General features: G+C 70.7%; 2 protein-coding genes. One reads left to right on the forward strand and one right to left on the reverse strand.

What is annotated here, in order from left to right; genetic code table 11:
- Positions 1-5 precede the first annotated feature (5 nt).
- Complete coding sequence (locus ACT1U9_RS06100; RefSeq protein WP_444537351.1) at positions 6-24,476, reverse strand: type I polyketide synthase; 24,471 nt, start codon at positions 24,474-24,476, stop codon at positions 6-8.
- 247 nt (positions 24,477-24,723) lie between these two features.
- Between ACT1U9_RS06100 and ACT1U9_RS06105 the strand changes: the two genes are divergently transcribed.
- The gene (locus tag ACT1U9_RS06105) at positions 24,724-25,854 is read left to right on the forward strand and encodes a nucleotide disphospho-sugar-binding domain-containing protein (protein WP_444537352.1); all 1,131 of its coding nucleotides are present in this window, start codon (positions 24,724-24,726) and stop codon (positions 25,852-25,854) included.
- Positions 25,855-26,058: the final 204 nt, after the last annotated feature.

A 26,058-nucleotide genomic window follows, 5' to 3' on the forward strand; every position in this document is an offset into this window, starting at 1 on the left:
TCAGGTCAGGATTTTCCGAATTCATTGTTGATGATGTCGAAGAGGTCGTCGGCGGAAGCCGAATCGATTTCGAATTCCTCGTCCTCTCCGATGGCCGCTCGCTCCGCCTTGTTCCAGTTGGCCAGGAGCGATTCGAGCCGTGCGGTGACGCGGGCGCGTTCCGTGGTGTCCTCGGGGACCGACGACAGAAGGAATTCCAACTTGTCGATCTCCGCGAGGGCGGGGAGTTGCGGCGTGGCGTCCTCGCCGAGGAGTTCCGCCCGGATGTGGGCGGCCAGCGCGGCGGGGGTGGGGTGGTCGAAGACGAGACTGGCCGGGAGGCGCAGGCCGGTGGCGGAGCCGAGCCGGTTGCGCAGTTCGACGGCGGTGAGCGAGTCGAACCCCAGCTCCTTGAAGGCACGGCCGGCCTCGACCTTCGCGGACCCGTCGTGCCCCAGGACCACGGCGACCTGCGCGCGGACCAGGTCGAGCACGACCCGCTCCGCCTCCGGACCCGCCAGGCCCCGCAACTCGGCCTCCAGACCGGCGGCCTCCTCGGCCGCGCCGCCCTGCGCCTCCCGCTGGGCGGCGAACGCGTCGCGCACCTCGGGGAGGTCGGCGATCAGCGGGCGCGGCCGGGCGGCGGTGAAGGCCGGGACGAACAGGTCCCAGTCGACGTCGGCGACCGTGACCGTGGTCTCGTCCCCGTCCAGCGCCTGCTGCAGAGCGGCGATCGACAACTCCGGTGCCATGACGGGCAGTCCACGGCGACGCAGCTGCTCGGCCGCCTCGTCGTCGGCGACGAGGCCGCCCTCGCCCCACGGGCCCCAGGCCACGGAGGTGGCCGTCAGTCCGCGTGCGCGGCGCTGCTGGGCCAGGGCGTCCAGGTGGGCGTTGGCCGCCGCGTAGGCACCCTGGCCGCCGCTGCCCCACACTCCGGCGATGGAGGAGAAGAGGACGAAGGCGTCCAGCTCGGTGTCGCCGAGCAGTTCGTCGAGGTGCGCGGCGCCGGCCACCTTGGCGGCGACGACATCGGCGACCTCGCCGGGCCCGGTCGCGTCGACCGGCGCGAACTGGCCGGCGCCCGCCGTGTGGAAGACAGCGGTGAGGGCGCCGGGCGTGCCGTCGGGATTCCCGGCGGTGCTCCCGACGGTATCCGTCCACAGGTTCGCGAGCAGTTCACGAACGGCGGTCCGGTCGGTCACATCGCAGGCGACGGCCGTGGCGTGTGCGCCCAGCGCGCGGAGCTCCGCGACGAGGGCGTCCGCGCCGGGCGCCTGCGGCCCACGCCTGCTGACCAGGACCAGGTGTTCTGCGCCGTGCGCGGCGAGCCAGCGCGCGACATGGCTGCCGAGTGCGCCCGTGCCTCCGGTGACCAGGACGGTGCCCCGGGGCCGCCAGGCACCGCGGTCCGCCGCGCCGCCGAGTACCGGTGCGGCGTGCCCGATGCGGCGGGCGAGCAGGCCCGCGGACCGGATGGCGATCTGGTCCTCGTCACCGGCACCCGCGAGGACGGCGAGCAGCGTGTCCACGGCCCGCTCGTCCCAAGAGGCGGGCATGTCCACCAGACCGCCCCAGCGCTCGGGGTGCTCCAGGGCGACGACCCGGCCGAGCCCCCAGACCTGTGCCTGCGCGGCGCTCCCGACCCGGTCGGACGGGGTGGCCGCCACGGCTCCGGCGGTGACGCACCACAGGGGGGCGTCGATCTCCGCGTCACCCAGTGCCTGTACGAGCGTTCCCGTCAGGAGCAGCCCGGCCGGTGCGGCCGGGTGGGCGGGGTGCGGACCGTCGGCGAGCGCCAGCAGGGAAAGCACTCCGGCGACCTTGTCGCCGGCGAGGGCCTCCCGGAGCCGCGCAGCGAGTGCGTGGCGATCCAACTGCGTGTCTTCAACGGCCACTTCGCGTACGTCCACACCGTGCGCCGTCAGAGCGGCGACGACGGCACGGCTTTCCGTGGCCCCCGACGTGGGTGCGGGCTTCACCAGGAGCCAGGTCCCGGACGGCCGTGCCACGGCGGGCTCGGCCATCGGCCGCCACGTGACCCCGTAGCGCCAGCCGTCGACGCGCGACTGCTCCTGCCGCTGCCGCCGCCAGGCGGACAGGGCGGGCAGCAGGGCGCTGAGCGGTTGGTCGGCGTCGATGTCGAGGGTGGCGGTGAGCGTGGAGAGGTCGGCGTTGTCGACGGCCTCCCAGAACTGCGCGTCCGCCGCCCCGAAGGATCCTCCGGTGGCCCCGTCGGCCGCCGCGCCGGAGCCCGCCTCCTCCAGCCAGTAGCGCTCGCGCTGGAAGGCGTAGGTCGGCAGGTCGACGCGCTGGGCGCCGGTCCCCGCGTAGAACGCCTGCCAGTCGACGGCGACACCGCGTACATGGGCCGCGCCGAGCGCCGAGAGCAGTGTCCCGGCCTCGTCGCGTCCGGTACGCAGGGCCGACAGGAACGCGGCACCGTCGCCGGTCACGCACTCCTGCGCGAGGGCGGAGAGGACACCGTCCGGGCCGAGCTCGATGTAGGAGGTGGCACCGGCCGCTTCGAGGGCGCGAATGCCGTCGAGGAACCGTACGGCCTCACGGACGTGGCGTACCCAGAAGTCGGCGTCCGCCATCTCGTCGGAGACCACGGAACCGGTGAGGTTGGAGACGACCGGTATACGCGGGGTGCCGTACGACAGCCCCTCGGCAACCTTGCGGAAGTCGGCGAGCATCCCGTCCATGTGCGGCGAGTGGAACGCATGACTGACCGTCAGCCGCTTCGACTTGCGGCCTTCGAAGTGCGCCACGATCTCCTGCGCGGCGTCCTCGTCACCCGCGATGACCACCGACTGCGGACCGTTGATGGCCGCGATGGACACACCGTCGGTGAGGTACGGAAGCACCTCGTCCTCCGACGCCTGCACCGCGATCATCACACCACCGGCGGGCAGCGCCTGCATCAACCGGCCACGCGAGGCGACCAGTTCACATGCGTCCTGGAGCGAGAACACCCCGGCGACGTGCGCCGCAGCGATCTCACCGATCGAATGACCCGCCAGGAAGTCCGGCTTCACACCCCACGACTCCACCAGCCGGAACAACGCCACCTCAACCGCGAACAACGCAGGCTGCGTGAACTCCGTACGGTCGAGAAGATCACGGTCGTCGCCGAACAGCACGCCATGCAGCGGGACTTCAAGGTGTGTGTCCATGTGCGCGCAGACCTCGTCCAGCGCATCCGCGAACACCGGGTACGTGTCGTACAGCTCACGGCCCATCCCCAGCCGCTGGCTGCCCTGACCCGTGAACAGGAACGCCAGACCGCCGCCGGCAGCTGCACCCTGCACCAGACCCGGTGCGGGCGAGCCCTCCTCCAGTGCCTTCAGAGCGCTCAGGAACTCGTCGCGCTCCTGGGCGACGACCACGGCGCGCCGTTCGAGGGAAGCCCTCGACATCGCCAGCGAGTAGGCCACGTCGGCGGGCTCCAGGAGCGGATCGGCGGCGATACGTGCGCGCAGCCGCCCGGCCTGCACGCGCAGGGCCTCGTCGCTCTTGGCCGACAGCGCCCAAGGGACGATGGCGGGCCGGTATCGCTCGCCGCCCGCTTCGCCGCCCTGGTCCTGCGGCGCCTGCTCCAGGACGGTGTGGGCGTTCGTACCGCTGAACCCGAAGGACGAGATGCCCGCCCGGCGGGGACGGCCGGTCTCCGGCCACGCGCGCTGTTCGGTCAGCAGCGCGATGTCGCCAGCCGTCCAGTCCACGTGCGGGGTCGGCGCATCCACGTGCAGGGTCTGCGGCAACTCGCCGTGCTGCATGGCCAGCACCATCTTGATCACACCGGCGACACCGGCGGCAGCCTGCGTGTGACCGATGTTCGATTTGATCGAACCGACCAGCAGCGGCTGGTCAGTCGGCCGGTCCTGGCCGTACGTGGCCAGCAGGGCCTGCGCCTCGATCGGGTCGCCGAGGGTGGTGCCGGTGCCGTGCGCCTCCACCGCGTCCACGTCCGCAGCCGACAGGCCCGCGCTCGCCAGAGCCGCGCGGATCACCCGCTGCTGGGAGGGGCCGTTGGGGGCGGTGAGCCCGTTGCTGGCGCCGTCCTGGTTGATGGCCGAGCCGCGCACGATCGCAAGGACGGGGTGACCGTTGCGCTGCGCGTCGGAAAGCCGCTCCACGAGCAGCATGCCGACACCCTCGCCCCAGCCCGTACCGTCCGCACCCGCCGCGAACGCCTTGATACGGCCATCCTCCGCAAGACCCCGCTGACGACTGAAGTCGATATACGCGCCCGGCGACGACATGACCGTCACACCGCCGGCCAGCGCCATCGAGCACTCACCGCTGCGCAGCGCCTGGACGGCCCAGTGCAGCGCGACCAGCGAGGCGGAGCAGGCGGTGTCGACGGTGACGGCCGGGCCTTCGAGGCCGAAGGCGTACGAGAGCCGGCCGGACACCACGCTCGCCGCGTTGCCCGTGCCGAGGAAGCCCTCGATGCCGTCCGGAACGGTCCGGAGCGTCGCTCCGTAGTCCTGGCCGTTGGTGCCGACGAACACACCGGCCTGACTGCCGCGCACCGACGAGGGGTCGATGCCCGCCCGCTCGAACGCCTCCCACGAGGTCTCAAGGAGGAGACGCTGCTGCGGGTCCATCGCCAGGGCCTCACGCGGCGAGATCCCGAAGAAATCGGCATCGAAGTCGGCCGCGTCGTAGAGGAACCCGCCCTCGCGGGCGTAGAAGGTGCCCTGCTTGTCGGGGTCGGGGCTGTAGAGCCGTTCCAGGTCCCAGCCACGGTCGGCGGGGAAGTCGCCAATGGCGTCACCGCCGGTCGAAAGAAGCTGCCAGAGGTCTTCCGGGGTGCGTACGCCACCGGGGAACCGGCAGCTCATCGCCACGATCGCGATCGGATCGTCGTCCACGACCGTGGCCGCGACCACCGGACCGGCCACCGCCGACTGCGTACCCACCAACTCACCGCGCAGATACTCCGCCAGCGCGGCCGACGTCGGGTAGTCGTAGACCAACGTGGCCGGAAGCTTCAACTCCGTGACCGCACCCAGGCGGTTACGCAGCTCGACAGCCGTCAGCGAATCAAAACCGATCTCACGGAACGCACGCCCCGCCTCGATATCCCCGGCACCCGAATGCCCCAGCACCTCGGCAACCTGCGTACGGACCAGATCCAGGAGGTACGGCTCACGATCCGCCTCGGCCAAGCCCTGGAGCAGCTGCGTCAGGGACGAACCAGCATGCTGCGTACGGTCGTCCGCGCCGCCGCTCGTGGCGAGCGCGCGCTGGGCCTCGGGGAGTTCGGCGAGGAGGCCGCTCGCCCGCACAGCGGTGAAGCCGGGCGCGAACAGGTCCCACTCCACATCCACAATCGTCAGAGCCGCATCGGAAGAACCCACCGCACGCCCCAGCGCCTCAAGGGCGAGATCCGCGTCCATCGGCGGCACACCACCCCGACGCATACGGGCTTCCATGGCCTCGTCGGCCGCCATGCCGCCCTCGGCCCACGGACCCCAAGCCAGAGACGTCGCCGCAAGACCATCAGCACGACGCTGCTCGGCCAGAGCATCCAAATAGGCATTCGCGGCAGCGTAGTTGGCCTGCCCGGCCGCACCGATGCTGCCACTCATCGACGAGAAGAGGACGAAGGCGTCGAGTTCGATGCCGAGCTCGCCGGTCAGCTCGTGCAGGTGCCGGGCGGACACCGCCTTGGCCCGCAGCACGCTTTCGATGCGGTCAGGAGTCAGAGCGTCGAGCACACCGTCATCCAGCACACCCGCCGTATGAACAACGGCAGTCAGCGACTCGGCGACGGACGACAACAGAACACACAGCGCGTCACGGTCGGCCGCGTCACACGCCACCACGGATGCCTCAACACCCATGCCGGTCAGCTCGTCCACCAGCTCAGCCGCACCAGGAGCTTCCAGACCACGACGGCTCGTCAGAACAATGCGCTCCACCCCACCGGAAACCGCCAGCCAACGAGCAACACGGCCACCCAGGGCGCCCGTACCACCCGTCACCAACACCGTGCCACGAGGAGACCAACCCGAGGCACCCTCCGCACCCGCAGCACGCACCAGACGGCGCCCGAAGACACCCGACGACCGCACCGCAACCTGGTCCTCATCCGAACCAGACACCAGCACCGCGGTCAACCGCGACAGGGCACGCTCATCCAGCACCGAAGGCAGATCAACCAGACCGCCCCAACGCTCCGGAACCTCCAAAGCAGCGACCCGGCCCAGACCCCACACCTGCGCCTGGACCGCAGACACAAGACGATCCGAACGCCCCATCGACACAGCACCACGCGTCACACACCACAACGGTGCGGGGATCTCGGCATCGCCCAACGCCTGAACCACACCAGCCGTCAGAACAAGCCCAGAACCCTCATCCAAAGCGAGGAGCGACACCACACCAGCAACAGCACCGAAACCGGTCAGCAGACCAGCCAACGCGACACGATCCGCACCCGGCTCCACCACAACACGGCGAACCCCAGCACCACGAACGGTCAAACCACCGACCACATCCGCGACCCAGTCGTCATCCTCGAAACCAGCGGGAACAACCACCAGCCACGAACCCGACAACCGCACCCCGGCACTGGCCTCGACACCCACCGGCTTCCAGACCGCCCGATAGCACCAGCCGTCCACCTCCGACTGCACACGCCGACGACGACGCCACGCAGACAGAGCCGGCAGCACGCTGCCCCACGCGTTCTCGTCCTCGACGCCCAGAGTCGCGGCGAGCGACTCCAGGTCCTCCCGCTCGACCGCGTCCCAGAAGCGTGCGTCCACCTCATCAGTGACGCCACCTCCCCGTACGGCACCAGGCAGTTGGAGCCAGTAGCGCGAGCGCTGGAAGGCATACGTCGGCAGATCGACGCGCTGGGCGCCGGTGCCCGCGTAGTACGCCTGCCAGTCGACCGTGACGCCGTGCGTGTGGGCGCGGGCGAGCGCGGTGGTGAGCGTCTCGGCCTCGGGACGGCTCTTGCGGAGCACCGGTACGAAGACCGCGTCCTCGGTGACGCACTCCTGCGCCATGGCGGAGAGAACTCCGTCGGGACCGAGTTCGAGGTAGGTGGTCACGCCAGCGGCTTCGAGGGCGCGGATGCCGTCGAGGAACCGTACAGCCTCACGGACATGTCGCACCCAGAAGTCGGCCGAGGCCATCTCGTCCGAGACCAGAGCACCGGTCAGGTTGGAAACGACCGGGATGCTCGGGGTGCCATACGACAGCCCCGCCACCACCTCGCGGAAGGCGTCCAACATCCCGTCCATGTGCGGCGAGTGGAACGCATGACTGACCGTCAGCCGCTTCGACTTACGGCCTTCGAAGTGCGCGAGGACCGCGTTCGCCGCATCCTCGTCACCCGCGACGACCACCGACCGCGGACCATTGACGGCCGCGATGGACACACCGTCGGTGAGGTACGGAAGCACCTCGTCCTCCGACGCCTGCACCGCGATCATCACACCACCGGCGGGAAGCGCCTGCATCAACCGACCACGAGCGGAAACCAGCGCACACGCGTCCTCCAGCGAGAACACCCCGGCCACATGCGCGGCGGCAATCTCACCGATGGAGTGACCCGCCAGGAAGTCCGGCTTCACACCCCACGACTCCACCAGACGGAACAACGCCACCTCAACGGCGAACAACGCAGGCTGAGTGAACTCCGTACGATCCAACGCCTCCGCGTCCGAGCCGAACAGCACATCCTTCAGCGGGACTTCGAGGTGAGCGGCGACCGTGTCCAACGCCTCCGCGAACACCGGGTAGGCGTCATACAGCTCACGCCCCATCCCCAGCCGCTGACTCCCCTGACCCGTGAACAGGAACGCCAGCTTCCCACCAACCGGCGAACCCGCCACCACACCAGCAGCAGAACCACCCTCCGCCAACACCCCAAGACCCGCCAGCAAACCATCCCGGTCCCCGGCCACCACAGCCCCACGGTCCTCGAACGACGCACGCCCCACCACCAGCGAACGAGCAACGTCCACCGGGCGCAGTTCCGGCGCGGCGAGTACATACGACTGGAGCTGACGCGCCTGTGCGCGCAGGGCGTCCTGTCCCCTCGCCGAGAGCACCCACGGCACCACCGGCAACGTCACCGGAGTCGCGTCCGGGGCCTCGGGAAGCCGCTCTGCCGCGGTCTGTTCAGCCGTCGGCGGCTGCTCGATGATCGTGTGGGCGTTGGTGCCGCTGATACCGAAGGACGACACGCCCGCGCGGCGCGGACGGCCCGTCTCCGGCCACTCCACCGCGTCCGTCAGCAGCGAGACCGCGCCGTCCTCCCAATCGATCTGCGGCGAGGGAGCGTCGACATGCAGGGTCCGGGGCAGCACACCGTGGCGCATCGCCATGACCATCTTGATGATGCCCGCGACACCCGCCGCCGCCTGCGTATGACCGATGTTCGACTTGATCGAACCGAGCCACAGCGGCCGGTCCGCCGACTTCTCCTGCCCGTACGTGGCGAGCAGGGCCTGGGCCTCGATCGGGTCACCGAGACGGGTTCCCGTGCCGTGGGCCTCGACCGCGTCGACCTCGGCGGCCGACAGGCCCGCACCGGCCAGCGCCTCGCGGATCACCCGCTGCTGCGAGGGGCCGTTGGGGGCGGTGAGGCCGTTGCTCGCACCGTCCTGGTTGATCGCCGATCCACGGACCACCGCCAGCACCGGGTGGCCGTTCCTCCGCGCGTCCGACAGCCGCTCGACGAGCAGCATGCCCGCGCCCTCGCCCCAGCCCGTACCGTCGGCTGCCGCCGCGAAGGACTTGCACCGGCCGTCGGCCGAGAGGCCGCGCTGGCGGCTGAAGTCGACGAAGGTCTCGGGGGTCGCCATAACCGCGACACCGCCGGCCAGCGCCATCGTGCACTCGCCGCTGCGCAGCGCCTGGATCGCCCAGTGCAGCGCGACCAGCGACGAGGAACACGCCGTGTCGACCGTGACGGCGGGGCCTTCGAGTCCGAAGGTGTAGGCGACACGGCCGGAGGCGATGCTGCCCGCGTTGCCGGTGCCGATGTAGCCCTCGACGCCCTCGGGCAGTTCGCTGCCGCCGTCGCCGATACCGGTCACGTAGTCGTGGTACATGACGCCCGCGAAGACGCCCGTACGGCTTCCGCGCAGCGTCGCCGGGTCGATCCCGGCCCGCTCGAACGCCTCCCAGGACGTTTCGAGCAGCAGCCGCTGCTGCGGGTCCATCGCCAGGGCCTCACGCGGCGAGATCCCGAAGAACGCCGGGTCGAAGTCGGCCGCGTCGTGCAGGAATCCGCCTTCACGGGTGTACGAGGTCCCGGCGTGGTCGGGGTCGGGGTGGTAGAGGGATTCCACGTCCCAGCCGCGGTCGACCGGGAAGGCGGTGATGCCGTCGCCACCCGACGCGACGAGCTGCCAGAGGTCCTCGGGTGTCCGTACGCCGCCGGGGAACCGGCAGCCCATGCCGACGATGACGATCGGGTCGTCACCGGTCGCGCCCGCGGCAACCACTGCGCCGCGTCCGGCCGTTCGGGTCGCGTCCGCAGCCGTGTGCGTCTCTTCGACGACCAGCTCCGTCAGGAGATGGCGGGCCAGCGCGGTCGGCGTCGGGTAGTCGAAGACGAGAGTCGCCGACAGCCGCAGACCGGTCTCGGCCTTCAGGACATTGCGCAGCTCGACCGCCGTGAGGGAGTCGAAGCCGAGTTCCTTGAACGCGCGGTCCGCGTCGACCGCGTCGGCCCCGGCATGGCCGAGAACCGCGGCCACCCGCCCGCACACCAGGTCCAGCACCGCACCCTCGCGCTCGGCGGAGGGCAGGGCGAGCAGCCTGGCCGTCAGGGGCGAACCGCCGTCCGCCGCCGCACGCGGTTCGACCGCACGCCGGGACGGCACGCGTACCAGAGCGCGCAGCAGTGCCGGGACCTCGCCCGTCGAGACGGCGTGCGCGCGCAGCACCGCGAGGTCGAGCCGCATCGGCAGCAGGACCGCCGCGTCGACGGTGAGGGCGGTGTCGAAGAGCGCCAGGCCCTCGTCACCGGAGAGCGCGCCGACGCCGTCCCTGGCGATGCGCCGCAGGTCGACCTCGTCGAGCTGCTGCGCCATACCGCCCGCCTGCGGGGCCCACAGGCCCCAGGCGAGGGAGGTCGCCGCAAGTCCTTCGGCGCGGCGCTGCTCTGCCAGCGCCTCCAGGAACGCGTTGGCCGCCGCGTAGTTCGCCTGGCCGGCCGCTCCGAAGGCGGCAGCCGCGCCGGAGAAGAGGACGAAGGCCGCGAGGCCGTGGTCCCGGGTCAGCTCGTGCAGGTTGAGTGCCGCGTCCACCTTCGGGCGCAGCACGGCCGCGACCCGTTCCGGGGTGAGCGAGGAGAGCACCCCGTCGTCCAGCACACCGGCCGTGTGCACGACGGCGGTCAGCGGATGCTCGGCGGGTACGGCTGCGAGCAGCGCGGCCAGGGCGTCACGGTCGGCGGCGTCGCAGGCGACGAGATCGGCCTCGGCGCCCAACTCCGCCAGTTCGGCGAGGAGTTCGTCGGCACCGTCGGCCTGCGGCCCCCGTCGGCTGGTGAGCAGCAGGCGCTTGATTCCGTGGGCCGTCACCAGGTGGCGGGCGAACAGCCGTCCCAGGTTCCCGGTGGCGCCGGTCACCAGCACCGTGCCGGCCGAATCAGCGAGCGCTCCGAGCACGCCGAGGCCGTCGGGCGTGTCGCCGAGCGGCTGGCGTGTCACGTCGGCGGAGGGCACGCGCACCAGGCGGGGCGCGCTGATCTCGCCGCGCCGGATGGCGGTTTCCGGCTCGCCGCAGGCCAGCGCGGCCGGCAGCACGGCGAGCGACGCCGCAGCCGATTCGCTGTCGGCATCGAGGTCGATCTGGAGCAGCTGCCCCGGGTTCTCCGACTGCGCCGAACGCAGCAGACCGCGTACGGCACCGCCCGCCAGGTCCGCCACACCCGCACCGGCTTCCGTGGCGACGGCACCCGCAGTCAGCCACACCAGCCGCGTCCCGGCGAACCGCTCGTCCGCCGTCCATTCCCGCACGGCACTCAGCGCGCCCTGTACGGCGGCGTGCACCGAGGCGACGGTGCCGGCGTCCTTCTGCGGCGCGCCGGCCGGCGGTACGAAGACGGCATCGGGCAGCGCCTCGCCGGCCGCCAGGGTGGCACCGAGCGCCGCCACGTCGGCGTACTCCGTCACCTGCGCGCCCGTCACGGCCAGGCCCAGCGTGTCCCGGCCCAGTACGGCCCACCGCTGACCGGTCGCGGTGGCACGCGGGCCCACCACGGGCAGCCACTCGACGCGGAACAGCGACTCCAGGTGCCCGCCGTCGGCCGCGCGCACCTGGTCGGCCGAGGCCGTGCGCAGGGTCAAGGACTCCACCGAGGCCACCGGACGCCCGGTCTCGTCCGCCACCAGCAGCGCCACGGTGTGCGGGTCGCCGAGGGTGTGCGGGGTCAGCCGCATCCGGAGCGACGACGCTCCCGACGCGTACAGCGAGACACCCGACCATGCGAACGGCAGGAGCGCACCGGTATCGGTCTGCTCGCCGTCGCCGTACCCGATGGCGTGCAGACCCGCGTCCAGCAGGGCGGGGTGCAGACCGAAGCGCGCCGCCTCGCGGCGTGCCTCGCCGGGGAGCGTCACCTCGGTGAAGAGCTCACCGTCCCGGCGCCAGGCCGCGGTGAGCCCCTGGAACAGCGGCCCGTACGCGACACCGCCTTCGGCCAGCTCCTCGTACAGCCCCCGCACGTCCACCGGTACGGCTCCGGACGGCGGCCATTCGGTCAGGTCCTGCCGCGCGGCCCCACCGGGCGCACCGGAGGCCAGCACGCCGGAGGCGTGACGCGTCCAGGGCTCCTCCGCGAGGGCGTCCGGTCGGCGCGAGTGCACGCTGAACGGCCGCTGTCCGGGCCCACTGGGCGCCTCGACGACCAACTGGAGCTGTACGCCGCCCCGCTCGGGCAGCACGAGCGGCGCCTGGAGCGTCAGCTCCTCCACCGTGTCGCAGCCGACCTGGTCACCGGCGCGGATCGCCAGGTCGACGAAGGCTGTACCAGGCAGCAGGACGCTGCCGAGGATGGTGTGGTCGGCCAGCCAGGGATGCGTATCGAGCGACAGCCGCCCGGTGAAGAGCACCCCTTCGGAGTCCGCGAGAGCCACCGCGGCGCCGAGCAGGGGGTGCCCGGCGTCGCCGAGCCCGATGGCCTCCGGGTCGCCGGAGGCGAGAGCCGACGCGCTGGGCCAGTAGCGCTGCCGCTGGAAGGCATACGTGGGCAGGTCGACCCGACGGGTTCCGCTGCCGGAGAAGTACGCCTGCCAGTCCACGGCGGTGCCTCGGACGTGCGCCTGCGCAAGGGCCGTGGCGACGGTCTCGGCCTCGGAGCGGCCGGAGCGCAGGGCGGCTGCGAAGACACCGTCCTCGCCGGTCACGCACTCCTGCGCGAGGGCGGAGAGAACTCCGTCGGGGCCCAGTTCGAGGTAGGTGGTGACACCGGCCGCTTCGAGGGTTCGGATGCCGTCGTGGAACCGTACGGCCTCGCGGACGTGACGTACCCAGAAGTCGGGGGACGACATCTCGTCGGAGACCAGAGCACCGGTCAGGTTGGAGACGACCGGGATGCGGGGCGACTCGTACGACAGCCCCGCCACAACCTCACGGAACGCGTCCAACATGCCGTCCATGTGAGGCGAGTGGAACGCGTGACTGACCGTCAGCCGCTTCGACTTACGGTCCGGGAACTGCGCGACAATCTTGAGCGCCGCGTCCTCGTCACCGGCGATGACCACTGACTGCGGACCGTTGATGGCTGCGATGGACACACCGTCGGTGAGGTACGGAAGCACCTCGTCCTCCGACGCCTGCACCGCGATCATCACGCCACCCGTCGGCAGCGCTTGCATCAACCGGCCACGCGCGGCGACCAGTTCACAGGCATCCTGGAGCGAGAACACACCCGCCACATGCGCGGCGGCAATTTCACCGATGGAGTGACCGGCCAGGAAGTCGGGCTTCACACCCCACGACTCCACCAGCCGGAACAACGCCACCTCAACCGCGAACAACGCAGGCTGAGTGAACTCCGTACGATCCACCAGACCCGCATCGTCCCCGAACAGCACATCCGCCAGCGGGACTTCGAGGTGCGTGTCGATGTGCGCACAGACCTCGTCCAGCGCATCCGCGAACACCGGGCAGGTGTCGTACAGCTCACGGCCCATGCCGAGCCGCTGGCTGCCCTGACCCGTGAACAGGAACGCGGTGCGGCCGTCGCCCACCACCCCGGTGGTGGTGCCGGGTGCGGGCTCGCCTGCGGCCAGTAGTGCCAGTACGTCGGCGAGTTCCTGCTGGTCGTCGGCGGTCAGCACCGCACGGTGGTCGAGGTGCGCGCGCGCCGTGGCGAGCGAGAAGGCGAGGTCGACGGCTCGGGGGGCGTTGCCGGGTACGGCCTGCGGGGTCTCCAGGTGGGCGCGCAGCGCCGCCGCCTGGGCACGCAGAGCCTCCGAGCTCCTGCCCGAGAGGAGGTACGGCAAGGCGCCGGGCGCCGTGTCATCGGCCGGGGCCGTCTCCACCGCCTCGGGGGCCTGCTCGATGATCGTGTGGGCGTTGGTACCGCTGATGCCGAAGGACGAGATGCCCGCCCGGCGGGGACGACCGGTCTCCGGCCATGCCACCTGCTCGGTCAGCAGGGCGATGTCGCCCGCAGTCCAATCCACGTGCGGGGTCGGCGCGTCCACGTGCAGGGTCTGCGGCAACTCGCCGTGCTGCATCGCGAGAACCATCTTGATGATGCCCGCGACACCGGCGGCAGCCTGGGTGTGGCCGATGTTCGACTTGATCGAGCCGAGCAGCAGCGGCCGATCGGCCGGGCGGTCCTGACCGTACGTGGCCAGCAGCGCCTGCGCCTCGATCGGGTCACCCAACCTCGTACCCGTACCGTGCGCCTCCACCACGTCCACGTCCGCAGCCGACAGGCCCGCGCTCGCCAGAGCCGCACGGATCACCCGCTGCTGGGAGGGGCCGTTCGGAGCCGTGAGGCCGTTGCTCGCACCATCCTGGTTGATCGCGGAACCACGGACCACGGCGAGCACCGGGTGCCCGTTGCGCTGCGCGTCGGACAGCCGCTCGACGAGCAGCATGCCGACACCCTCGCCCCAGCCCGTACCGTCCGCACCCGCCGCGAACGCCTTGATACGGCCATCGACCGCAAGACCCCGCTGTCGGCTGAAGTCGATGAAGTTCTCGGGCGTCGACATGATGGTCACACCACCGGCCAGCGCCATCGAGCACTCGCCCTGCCGCAGCGCCTGGATGGCCCAGTGCAGGGCGACCAGCGACGACGAGCACGCCGTGTCGACCGTGACCGCCGGACCCTCCAGGCCGAGCGCGTAGGAGACCCGGCCGGACATGACGCTGCCCGCGTTGCCGGTGCCCACGTGGCCTTCGAGGCCGTCCGCCTCGCGCGTGACGAGGGAGAGGTAGTCCTGGCCGTTGGTGCCGACGAACACACCGGCCTGGCTGCCGCGCACCGACGAGGGGTCGATGCCCGCCCGCTCGAACGCCTCCCAGGACGTTTCGAGCAGCAGCCGCTGCTGCGGGTCCATCGCCAGCGCCTCACGCGGCGAAATTCCGAAGAACGCCGGGTCGAACTCCGCCACGCCGTCGAAGAAACCGCCCTCACGGGTGTACGAGGTGCCCGGCTGGTCCGGGTCGGAGCTGTAGAGCCGCTCCAGGTCCCAGCCACGGTCCGCCGGGAATCCGGCGACCGCGTCCGTGCCGGTCGAGAGCAGGCGCCAGAGATCTTCCGGGGTGCGTACGCCGCCGGGGAACCGGCAGCTCATCGCCACAATCGCGATCGGATCGTCGTCCACAGCCGTGGCCACACCGGGCAGCAGGGTGTCGGCGACCCGCACACTGCCGACCAACTCGTCGCGCAGGTACTCCGCGAGCGCGGCCGACGTCGGGTAGTCGTAGATCAACGTGGCCGGAAGCTTCAACTCGGTGGCCGCGCCCAGGCGGTTACGCAGCTCGACTGCCGTGAGGGAGTCGAAGCCCAACTCCTTGAACGCCCGTGCCGCGCCTACCGCGTCGGATCCGGCGTGGCCGAGCACGGCGGCGACGTGCGTACGGACCAGCTCCAGGAGATCGCGCTCCTGCTCGGCGGCGGCGAGGGCGGCCAGCCGCCCGGCCAGGGAAACGGGACGCCCGGCCTCGGGTGCCTCCGAGCCACGGGCCTGCGTCGCCCGGGCGGCTTCGCGTACCTCGCGCAACTCCGCGAACAGCTCGCTGCGGCGTACGGCGGTGAAGCCCGCGAGGAACCGGTCCCACTCGACATCGGCCACGGTGAGCGCGGCCTCGTCGGCACCGATGGCCTGACGGAGGGCCTCGATGGCGAGATCCGCCCGCATCGGGGGCACGCCGTCCCGACGCATACGGGCTTCCAGCGCCTCGTCGGCCGCCATGCCCCCCTCGGCCCACGGGCCCCAGGCCAGAGACGTCGCGGCGAGACCATCGGCACGACGCTGCTCGGCGAGAGCGTCCAGGTAGGCGTTCGCGGCAGCGTAGTTGGCCTGCCCGGCCGCACCGATGCTGCCACTCATCGACGAGAACAGAACGAAGGCGTCGAGTTCGATACCCAGCTCGCCGGTCAGCTCGTGCAGATGTCGGGCGGACACCGCCTTGGCCCGCAGCACACCCTCGAAGCGGTCCGGAGTCAGAGCGTCGAGCACACCGTCATCCAGCACACCCGCCGTATGCACCACAGCGGTGAGGGAATCAGCGATGGATGCCAGCAGGGTCCGCAGAGCATCCCGATCGGACACGTCGCACGCGACCACCGACACATCGACCCCGAGACCCGCAAGCTCGGCAACCAGCTCACCAGCCCCCGGAGCATCCAACCCCCGACGACTCGTCAGAACAATCCGCCCCGCACCGGAAGCCGTCAGCCAACGAGCGACCCGGCCACCCAGAGCACCCGTACCACCCGTCACCAGCACCGTGCCGCTCGGAGCCCAACCCTGCGCCCCCTCAACCCGAGAAGCACGCACCACACGACGTCCGAACACACCCGACGAACGCACCGCGACCTGGTCCTCACCAGAACCAGACCCCAACACCGCGCACAAACGCGACAGCACGCGCCCGTCCACTACCGAGGGCAGATCAACCAGACCACCCCACCGCTCAGGAACCTCCAAAGCAGCAACCCGGCCCAAACCCCACACCTGCGCCTGCACCGCAGACACAACACGATCCCAACGCCCCACCGACACAGCACCACGCGTCACACACCACAACGGCGCGGGGATCTCGGCATCACCCAACGCCGCAACCACACCAGCCGTCAGAACAAGCCCAGACACCTCGTCCAACGCCAGCAAAGACACCACACCAGCAGCCATACCGGCATCAGCAAACAGCCCGGCCAGCGCGACACGATCCGCACCCGCCGCCACCACGACCCGGCGAACCCCAGCACCACGAACGGTCAAACCACCGACCACATCCGCGACCCAGTCATCGTCCTCAAAGCCAGCGGGAACAACCACCAGCCACGAACCCGACAACCGCACCCCACCACCGGCCTCAACACCCACCGGCTTCCAGCTCGCCCGATAACGCCAGCCGTCAAGCATCGCCTGCTCCTGGCCCTGCTTGCGCCAGGCCGCCAGCGCGGGAAGCACCTCACTCAGCGGCTGATCCCCGTCAAGATCCAGCTTCAGAGCAGCAGCGAGCGAAGCAACATCCTCATGCTCAACCGCCTCCCAGAAACCGGCACCCACGGAATCTTCGAGCCCGCCGGTGACCGGTCCGGTCGCCGAAAGGGTGATCTCGGGCCAGTAACGCGAGCGCTGGAAGGCATACGTCGGCAGAGCAACTCGCTGAGCACCGGTACCCGCGAAGAACGCCTCCCAGTCGACGGAAATACCCCGGACATGCGCCTGCGCAAGGGCAATCGTCACCGTCTCGGCCTCGGAACGGCCCTTGCGGAGCACCGGCACGAAGGTCGCGTCCTCGGTGACGCACTCCTGCGCCATGGCGGAGAGGACTCCGTCGGGACCGAGTTCGAGGTAGGTGGTGACGCCGGCCGCTTCGAGGGCACGAACACCGTCGAGGAAGCGAACCGCCTCACGAACATGACGCACCCAGAAGTCGGCCGACGCCATCTCGTCCGAGACCAGCGCACCAGTGAGGTTGGAAACGACCGGGATGCTCGGGGTGCCGTACGACAGCCCCGCGACAACCTCGCGGAACGCGTCCAGCATGCCGTCCATGTGCGGCGAGTGGAACGCATGACTGACCGTCAGTCGCTTCGACTTGCGGTCCGTGAAGTGTGCGAGGACCGCGTTCGCCGCATCCTCGTCACCCGCGATGACCACCGAGCGCGGACCGTTGATCGCTGCGATGCTGACCCGGTCGGTGAGGTACGGAAGCACCTCCCCCTCCGACGCCTGCACCGCGATCATCACACCACCGGCAGGCAGCGCCTGCATCAACCGGCCACGCGCAGCGACCAGTTCACAGGCATCCTGGAGCGACAACACACCCGCCACATGCGCGGCGGCAATCTCACCGATCGAGTGACCCGCCAGGAAGTCGGGCTTCAGCCCCCACGACTCGACCAGGCGGAACAACGCCACCTCAACCGCGAACAACGCAGGCTGAGTGAACTCCGTACGGTCGAGAAGATCACCGTCGTTGTCGAACAGCACGCCATGCAGCGGGACTTCAAGGTGTGTGTCCATGTGCGCGCAGACCTCGTCCAGCGCATCCGCGAACACCGGGTACGTGTCGTACAGCTCGCGGCCCATCCCCAGCCGCTGGCTGCCCTGACCCGTGAACAGGAACGCCAGACCGCCACTGGTCACCGTCCCACGGACCAGGCCCGCCGACTGTTCACCGGCGGCGAGGCTCAGCAGCCCGGCCGCGAGGGCATCGCGGTTCTCGTGGCCGGCGACCAGGATCGCGCGCTCGTCCAGCGCGGAGCGGCCGGTCGCGAGGGAGTAGGCGATGTCAGCGGCCGTGACGTCCGGGTGCGCGGCCAGGTGCGTCGTCAGGCGCTCGGCCTGTGCCCGCAGACCGGATTCGCTCTTGGCCGAGAGGACGAGGGGCAGCACCGGGGGGACCGTCTTCCCGGCGCCCGCTGTCACCTCGGCGTCAAACGCCGGGGCTTCTTCGATGATCGTGTGGGCGTTCGTGCCGCTCAGGCCGAACGAGGACACACCGGCCCGGCGCGGGCGGCCCGACTCCGGCCATGCCATCTGCTCGGTCAGCAGGGACACCGCCCCCGCCGTCCAGTCGACGTGCGGGGTCGGGGCGTCCACGTGCAGGCTCTGCGGGAGGAGGCCGTGTTGCATGGCCAGCACCATCTTGATGACGCCCGCGACACCGGCAGCGGCCTGCGTGTGACCGATGTTGGACTTGATCGAGCCGAGCAGCAGCGGCCGGTCGGCCTCGCGGTCCTGGCCGTACGTGGCCAGCAGCGCCTGCGCCTCGATCGGGTCACCCAACCTCGTACCCGTACCGTGCGCCTCCACCACATCCACATCCTCAGCCGACAGACCCGCACTCGCCAGAGCCGCACGGATCACCCGCTGCTGCGACGGACCATTCGGAGCCGTCAGACCGTTGCTCGCACCGTCCTGGTTGATCGCGGAACCACGGACCACCGCCAACACCGGATGGCCCTTGGCCTGCGCGTCGGACAGCCGCTCGACAAGCAGCATGCCGACGCCCTCGCCCCAGCCCGTACCGTCCGCACCCGCCGCGAACGCCTTGATACGGCCATCGGCCGCAAGACCCCGCTGACGGCTGAAGTCGATGAACGCGTCGGGCGTCGACATGATGGTCACGCCACCGGCCAGCGCGAGCGAGCACTCGCCCTGCCGCAGCGCCTGCACAGCCAGATGGAGGGCGACCAGCGATGACGAGCACGCCGTGTCGACCGTGATCGCCGGGCCTTCGAGGCCGAAGACGTAGGAGAGCCGGCCGGACACGACGCTCGCCGCGTTGCCCGTGGCGACATGGCCTTCGAGCCCGTCCGCCTCGCGCGTGACGAGGGAGAGGTAGTCCTGGCCGTTGGTGCCGACGAATACACCGGCCTGGCTGCCGCGCAGGGACGACGGGTCGATCCCGGCCTGCTCGAACGCCTCCCACGAGGTCTCCAGCAGGAGACGCTGCTGCGGGTCCATCGCCAGGGCCTCACGCGGCGAGATCCCGAAGAAACCAGCGTCGAAGTCGGCCGCGTCGTAGAGGAATCCGCCCTGCCGCGTGTGTGAGGTGCCCGGCTGGTCCGGGTCCGCGCTGTAGAGGCTCGCCAGGTCCCAGCCACGGTCCGCCGGGAATTCGGCGACCGCGTCCGTGCCGGTCGAGAGCAGGCGCCAGAGGTCTTCCGGGGTGCGTACGCCACCGGGGAACCGGCAGCTCATCGCCACAATCGCGATGGGGTCGTCGTCCACGACCGTGGACGTGACCACCGGGCCGGCCACCGCCGACTGCGTACCGACCAACTCACCGCGCAGGTACTCCGCGAGCGCGGCCGACGTCGGGTAGTCGTACACCAGCGTGGAGGGCAGGCTCAGTCCGGCCGCCGAGCCGAGTCGATTGCGCAGCTCGACGGCGGTAAGGGAGTCGAACCCGAGCTCCTTGAAGGCACGGTCCGCGCCGACCGCATCCGAGCCGTCGTGGCCGAGTACGGCGGCGACCTGCGTACGAACCAGGTCGAGCAGCTCACGCGTCTGCTCGGCCTCGGTCAGGCCCGCCAGCTGCCCGACCACGGTGCCCGCGACATCGACGCCCGTGACGACGGAGCCCTGGCCGGTGAGGGCGGCGCTGCCCTCCGAGCGGGCGACGAAGTCGCTGATCAGGGAGCTGGGACGGACTGCGGTGAAGCCCGCGAAGAATCGATCCCAGTCGATGTCCGCGACGGTGAGCGCCGCCTCGCCCGCGCCGACGGCCTGCTCCAGCGCGGTGATGGCGGAGTCGGGGCCCATGGGGGGCACGCCCTCCTGCCGCATACGGGCTTCCATGGCCTCGTCGGCCGCCATGCCGCCCTCGGCCCACGGACCCCAGGCCACAGACGTCGCGGCAAGACCATCAGCACGACGCTGCTCAGCCAGAGCATCCAAATAGGCATTCGCGGCAGCGTAGTTGGCCTGCCCGGCCGCACCGATGCTGCCACTCATCGACGAGAAGAGGACGAACGCGTCGAGTTCGATACCGAGCTCACCGGTCAGCTCATGCAGATGCCGGGCGGACACCGCCTTCGCCCGCAGCACACCCTCAAAACGCTCCGCCGTCAGGGAGTCGAGCACACCGTCATCCAGCACACCCGCCGTATGCACGACAGCCGTCAAAGAGTCGGCAACGGACGACAGCAGATCACGCAACGCGTCACGGTCGGCCGCGTCACAGGCCACCACCGATGCCTCAACACCCATGCCGTTCAGCTCGTCAACCAGCTCAGCAGCACCAGGCGCTTCCAGACCACGACGGCTCGTCAGAACCACACGCCGTGCACCAGAGCCAGCCAGCCAGCGGGCCACCCGGCCACCCAGAGCACCCGTACCACCCGTCACCAACACCGTGCCACGAGGAGACCAACCCGAGCCGCCCTCCGCACCCGCAGCACGCACCAGACGACGCCCGAACACACCCGACGAACGCACCGCAACCTGATCCTCACCAGAACCAGACCCCAGCACACCCACCAGACGCGACAACACACGCCCGTCCAACACCGACGGCAGATCGACCAGACCACCCCACCGCTCAGGAACCTCCAAAGCAGCAACCCGGCCCAGACCCCACACCTGCGCCTGCACCGCAGACACAAGACGATCCGAACGCCCCACCGACACCGCACCACGCGTCACACACCACAACGGTGCGGGGATCTCGGCATCACCCAACGCCTGAACCACACCAGCCGTCAGAACAACACCAGACACCTCGTCCAACGCCAGCAAAGACACCACACCGGCAGCCATACCGGCATCAGCGAACAGACCAGCCAGCGCAACACGATCCGCACCCGCCGCCACCACAACCTGGCGAACCCCAGCACCACGAACGGTCAAACCACCGACCACATCCGCGACCCAGTCGTCATCCTCGAAACCAGCGGGAACAACCACCAGCCACGAACCCGACAACCGCACCCCGGCACCGGCCTCGACACCCACCGGCTTCCAGACCGCCCGATAGCACCAGCCGTCCACCTCCGACTGCACACGCCGACGACGACGCCACGCAGACAGAGCCGGAACCACCTCACTCAGCGGCTGGTCACCACCGAGCTCCAACTCCAAAGCAGCAGCCAGCGAAGCGACATCCTCGTCCTCAACCGCCTCCCAGAAGGCGCTGTCGGCCGGGTCGGCGCCGTGCGGTGCCGGGGCGGAGTTCACGGCGGGGACCTGCGCGTCCATCCAGTAACGCAAGCGCTGGAAGGCGTACGTGGGCAGTTCGACCCGCCGCGCGCCGGTCCGCGCGAAACAGCCGGCCCACTTCACCTCTGCTCCGCGCACGTGCGCGCGGGCGACGGCGGTGAGGAGCGTGGCCGTTTCGGGTCGGCCGGAGCGCAGGACAGCGGCGAAAGCTGCGTCCTGGGAGGGCACACTGTCCTGTGCCATGGCGGTGAGCACGGCGTCGGGGCCGAGCTCCAGGAAGGTGGTGGCGCCGCGCTCCTGGAGCGTGCGTACACCGTCGAGGAAACGCACGGCTTCTCGGACGTGCCGCACCCAGTGGTCGGGGGTGGCCAGTTCGGCGGGGCCGGCGGCTCGGCCGGTGAGGAGGGAGACGACGGGGAAGGCGGGCGTGCCGTAGTCGATGACCTGCGCGACCCGGAGGAATTCCGCCAGCATGCCGTCCATGTGCGGCGAGTGGAACGCATGACTGACCGTCAGCCGCTTCGACTTGCGGCCTTCGAAGTGCGCGAGGACCTCAAGCGCCGCGTCCTCGTCACCCGCGACGACCACCGACCGCGGACCATTGATCGCGGCGATGCTGACCCGGTCCGTGAGGTACGGAAGGACCTCGTCCTCCGACGCCTGCACCGCGATCATCACACCGCCCGTCGGCAGCGCCTGCATCAACCGGCCCCGCGCGGCGACCAGCAGGGACGCGTCCTCCAGCGAGAACACACCCGCCACATGCGCCGCAGCGATCTCACCGATCGAATGACCCGCCACGAAGTCCGGCTTCAGGCCCCACGACTCCACCAGCCGGAACAACGCCACCTCAACCGCGAACAACGCGGGCTGGGTGTAGGCGGTCTGGTCCAGGAGTTCGGCCTCGGGCGTGCCCTCGTCGGCGAACATGACGTCGAGGAGGGGGATTTCGAGCTGCTCGTCGAGGTACCAGCACGCGTGGTCGAGAGCGTCGGCGAACACCGGGTAGGTGTCGTACAGTTCGCGGCCCATGCCGAGCCGCTGGCTGCCCTGGCCGGTGAAGAGGAACGCGAGCTTGCCCGTGGTGGGCGCACCCTGGACGACCGAGGGTGTCTCGGTGCCTTCGGCCAGGGCGTGCAGGGCGCGCAGGAACGACTCCCGGTCGTCGCCGAGGACGATGGCGCGCTGGTCGAAGAGGCCGCGTGTGGTCGCCAGCGAGTGGCCGATGTCGAGGGGGGTGGCGTCCGGCCGGGCCGTGAGATGGGCGCTCAGGTTGCGGGCCTGGGCGCGCAGGGCCTCGGAGGTCTTGGCGGACAGCGTCCAGGGCAGGACGCCGGGAGCCGTCGCGGTGTCGGTCGCGTCGCTCTCCGGCTGCGTCGCGGTGGCCGCCCGGGTGCCCTCGCCGTCCGCGGCGGAAGTACGCCCTGCGCCCTCGCGGTCCTCGACCGGCGGCTCTTCGATGATGGCGTGCGCGTTGGTGCCGCTCATGCCGAAGGAGGAGATGCCGGCCCGGCGCGGGCGGTCGCCTTCCGGCCACCGGACGGCCTCCGTGAGCAGGGAGACGTCGCCGGCCGTCCAGTCGACGTGCGGGGTCGGCTCGTCGATGTGCAGGGTGCGGGGCAGCACGCCGTGCCGCATCGCCATGACCATCTTGATGATGCCCGCGACACCCGCCGCGGCCTGGGTGTGGCCGATGTTCGACTTCAGGGAGCCCAGCCACAGCGGCCGGTCCGTCTCCCGGTCCTGGCCGTACGTGGCCAGCAGCGCCTGCGCCTCGATCGGGTCCCCGAGCTTCGTGCCCGTGCCGTGCGCCTCGACGACGTCGACCTCCGCGGTCGCCAGACCCGCGTTGGCCAGCGCCTGGCGGATGACACGCTGCTGGGCGGGGCCGCTGGGGGCGGTGAGACCGTTGCTGGCGCCGTCCTGGTTGATCGCCGAACCACGGACCACGGCCAGCACCGGGTGGCCCTTGGCGCGTGCGTCCGACAGGCGCTCGACGAGGAGCATGCCGACGCCCTCGCCCCAGGCCGTACCGTCGGCGGCGGCCGCGAACGGCTTGCACCGGCCGTCGGTGGCGAGCCCGCGCTGGCGGCTGAAGGCGATGAACGAGCCGGGGCTCGCCATCACCGCGGCGCCGCCCGCGAGGGCGAGGGAGCACTCGCCGGTGCGCAGCGCCTGGACGGCGAGGTGGAGGGCGGCGAGGGAGGAGGAGCAGGCCGTGTCGACGGTGACCGTCGGGCCCTCGAAGCCGAAGGTGTAGGCGATACGGCCGGAGGCGACGCTGGCCGCGTTTCCGGTGACGAGGTATCCCTCGAATCCGTCGGTGGCATCCTGGAGACGGGGGCCGTATTCCTGGGTCTCGGCGCCGACGAATACGCCGACCTGGCCGCCGCGCAGTCCGGCGGGGTCGACACCGGCCCGGTCGAATGCCTCCCAGGAGGTTTCGAGAAGCAGTCGCTGCTGCGGGTCCATGGCGAGCGCTTCGCGCGGGGATATACCGAAGAATCCGGCGTCGAACTGGTCGGCGTCGTGGAGAAAGCCGCCTTCGCGGGCATAACTGGTACCGGCCTGGTCGGGGTCGGGGTTGTACAGCGCGTCGAGGTCCCAGCCGCGCCCGGTGGGGAATTCGGAAATGGCGTCGGTGCCGGCCGCGACGAGGTCCCAGAGGGCTTCGGGGGACTCCACGCCGCCGGGGAAGCGGCAGCCGATTCCCACGATGGCGATGGGTTCGTCGCTGGCGACGGCGGCGGCGACGGGCCGCTCGTCGGTCTCGCCCAGGCCCAGGATCACGGCGCGCAGATGGCGGGCGAGGTGGGCGGGCGTGGGGTGGTCGAACGCCAGGGTGACGGGCAGTCGCAGGCCGGTACCGGCGGTGAGCCTGGCGTGCAGGTCGACGGCGGCGAGCGAGTCGAAGCCCAGCTCCAGGAAGGGGCGGTGCGGGTCGAGGACGGCGGGGGCGGAGTCCCGCAGCGCGGCGGTGACCAGCGAGACGACCCACTCAAGCAGCGCGGTGTGCTGTTCGGTCTCGGCGAGGCCGGTCAGGCGCTGCGGCCAGGACAGGGCGCCCGCCGGGCTCACGCCCGGCGTCGCACCGGCTTCGGGGGCGACATTGATTTCCGCCGTGAAATCCTCGGACTCATTCAACATCGCGCGCTCCATTACCCCGAATAAGAACCCAAGACCAGGGGTAACTCTTGCACGCGGGAGAAGCGCGAGAAACCCCTAACAACCCCCTACGGCCCCCTATAAATAGGCCGGGCCAGCGCCTTGACTCCGCGTGCGCGACTCCATCAGGATGCGCCGAGAGGGCCGGTGATGGCAAGAATATCGACGCCAATTAATTGACGGATTTCCGGCCCGGAAAATTACCGCCACCCGATAGGAGCGCGTCCCCATGCGCGTGCTTTTCGTCTCGTATCCGGCCATTGGCCATGTCTTCCCCACAGTTCCGCTGGCCTGGGCGCTGCGCTCGGCCGGCCACGAGGTACTGGTCGCCAGCGCGGGTGACGCGCTGGAGGCGGCCAACGCCGGTCTTCATGTGGCGGATGTCTCCCCGGGGTTCCAGCTGGAGGACTTCCTCCAGTCGACCGCCGGTGAGCTGATGTCACGACTGCGCGATCCGGGCCCCGACGGCGTGGACCCGATGGACGGGCTGCGGCTCTTCCAGCACCTCAACGACCATCTGGCGGACGGCATCGTGCGGACCGCCGACGCCTTCCGGCCCGATCTGATCGTCTTCGAGCAGATCTTCGTCTCGGGTCTGATCGCCGCCGCCCGGCTGGGTGTTCCGGCCGTGCAGCACAACTTCGGCTTCGCGCGCGGGACCGGTCTGCGAGAGCTGACGCTGTCGATGCTGACCGGGACGATGGCCCGGCACGGCGTGGAGCAGGTGCCCGACCGGGTTCCGGTCCTCGACATCGCGCCGCCGAGCATGGTGGAGCCCGAGCGCGACGGGTGGTCGATGCGCCCGGTCCCGTACAACAGCGGTGCGGTGCTGCCCGATTGGCTGCTGGAGCGGCCGCGGCGCCGCCGGATCGGGGTCACCCTGGGTACGGCGACGGTGCACATCAACGGCCTCGGCCCGGTCCAGCGGCTGATGGCCGCCGCCTCCGAGGTGGACGCGGAGTTCGTGCTGGCGCTGGGTGAGGTCGACACCGCCGCGCTCGGCACGCTTCCCGGCAATGTGCGGGCCGTGGGCTGGGTGCCGCTGACGGCGCTGCTCCAGACCTGTGACGCGGCGGTGCACCACGGCGGTGCGGGGACGACGCTGGCGGCGCTCAACGCAGGGGTGCCGCAGTTGGTCCTGCCGGACGGGGCGGACCGTTACATCAACGCCGAGGCGGTACGGGACCGGGGCAACGGCCTGTTCGGTACGGCCGACGATCTGAGCGCGGAGGTGCTCGGGCAGCTGCTGTCGGACGACAAGATGTCGGCGGTGGCGCGCGAGGTGCGCGAGGAGATCGCCACGATGCCCGCTCCGGCGTCGCTGGTGCCGCGCCTGGAGGAGCTGGCCGCCGGGCGCTGACGCGGACCGGCACGCACAGGGACGTACGAAAGGGGCCGTTACCGGAGGGTTCTCCGGTAACGGCCCCTGTTCCGTACGCCAGGCGGTCGGGTGTGCGAGGTGGAGGGACGGCACGGGGGTTGCCGCCCCTCCACCTCTCGGGGGATCGCCAGTTGGTCTTGTGTGGTGCACCGGGTCCGGGTGGTGTGCCCGGCCCGGTGGTCC

The organism is Streptomyces sp. BR1, assembly GCF_052373795.1.
Lineage (GTDB): Bacteria > Actinomycetota > Actinomycetes > Streptomycetales > Streptomycetaceae > Streptomyces.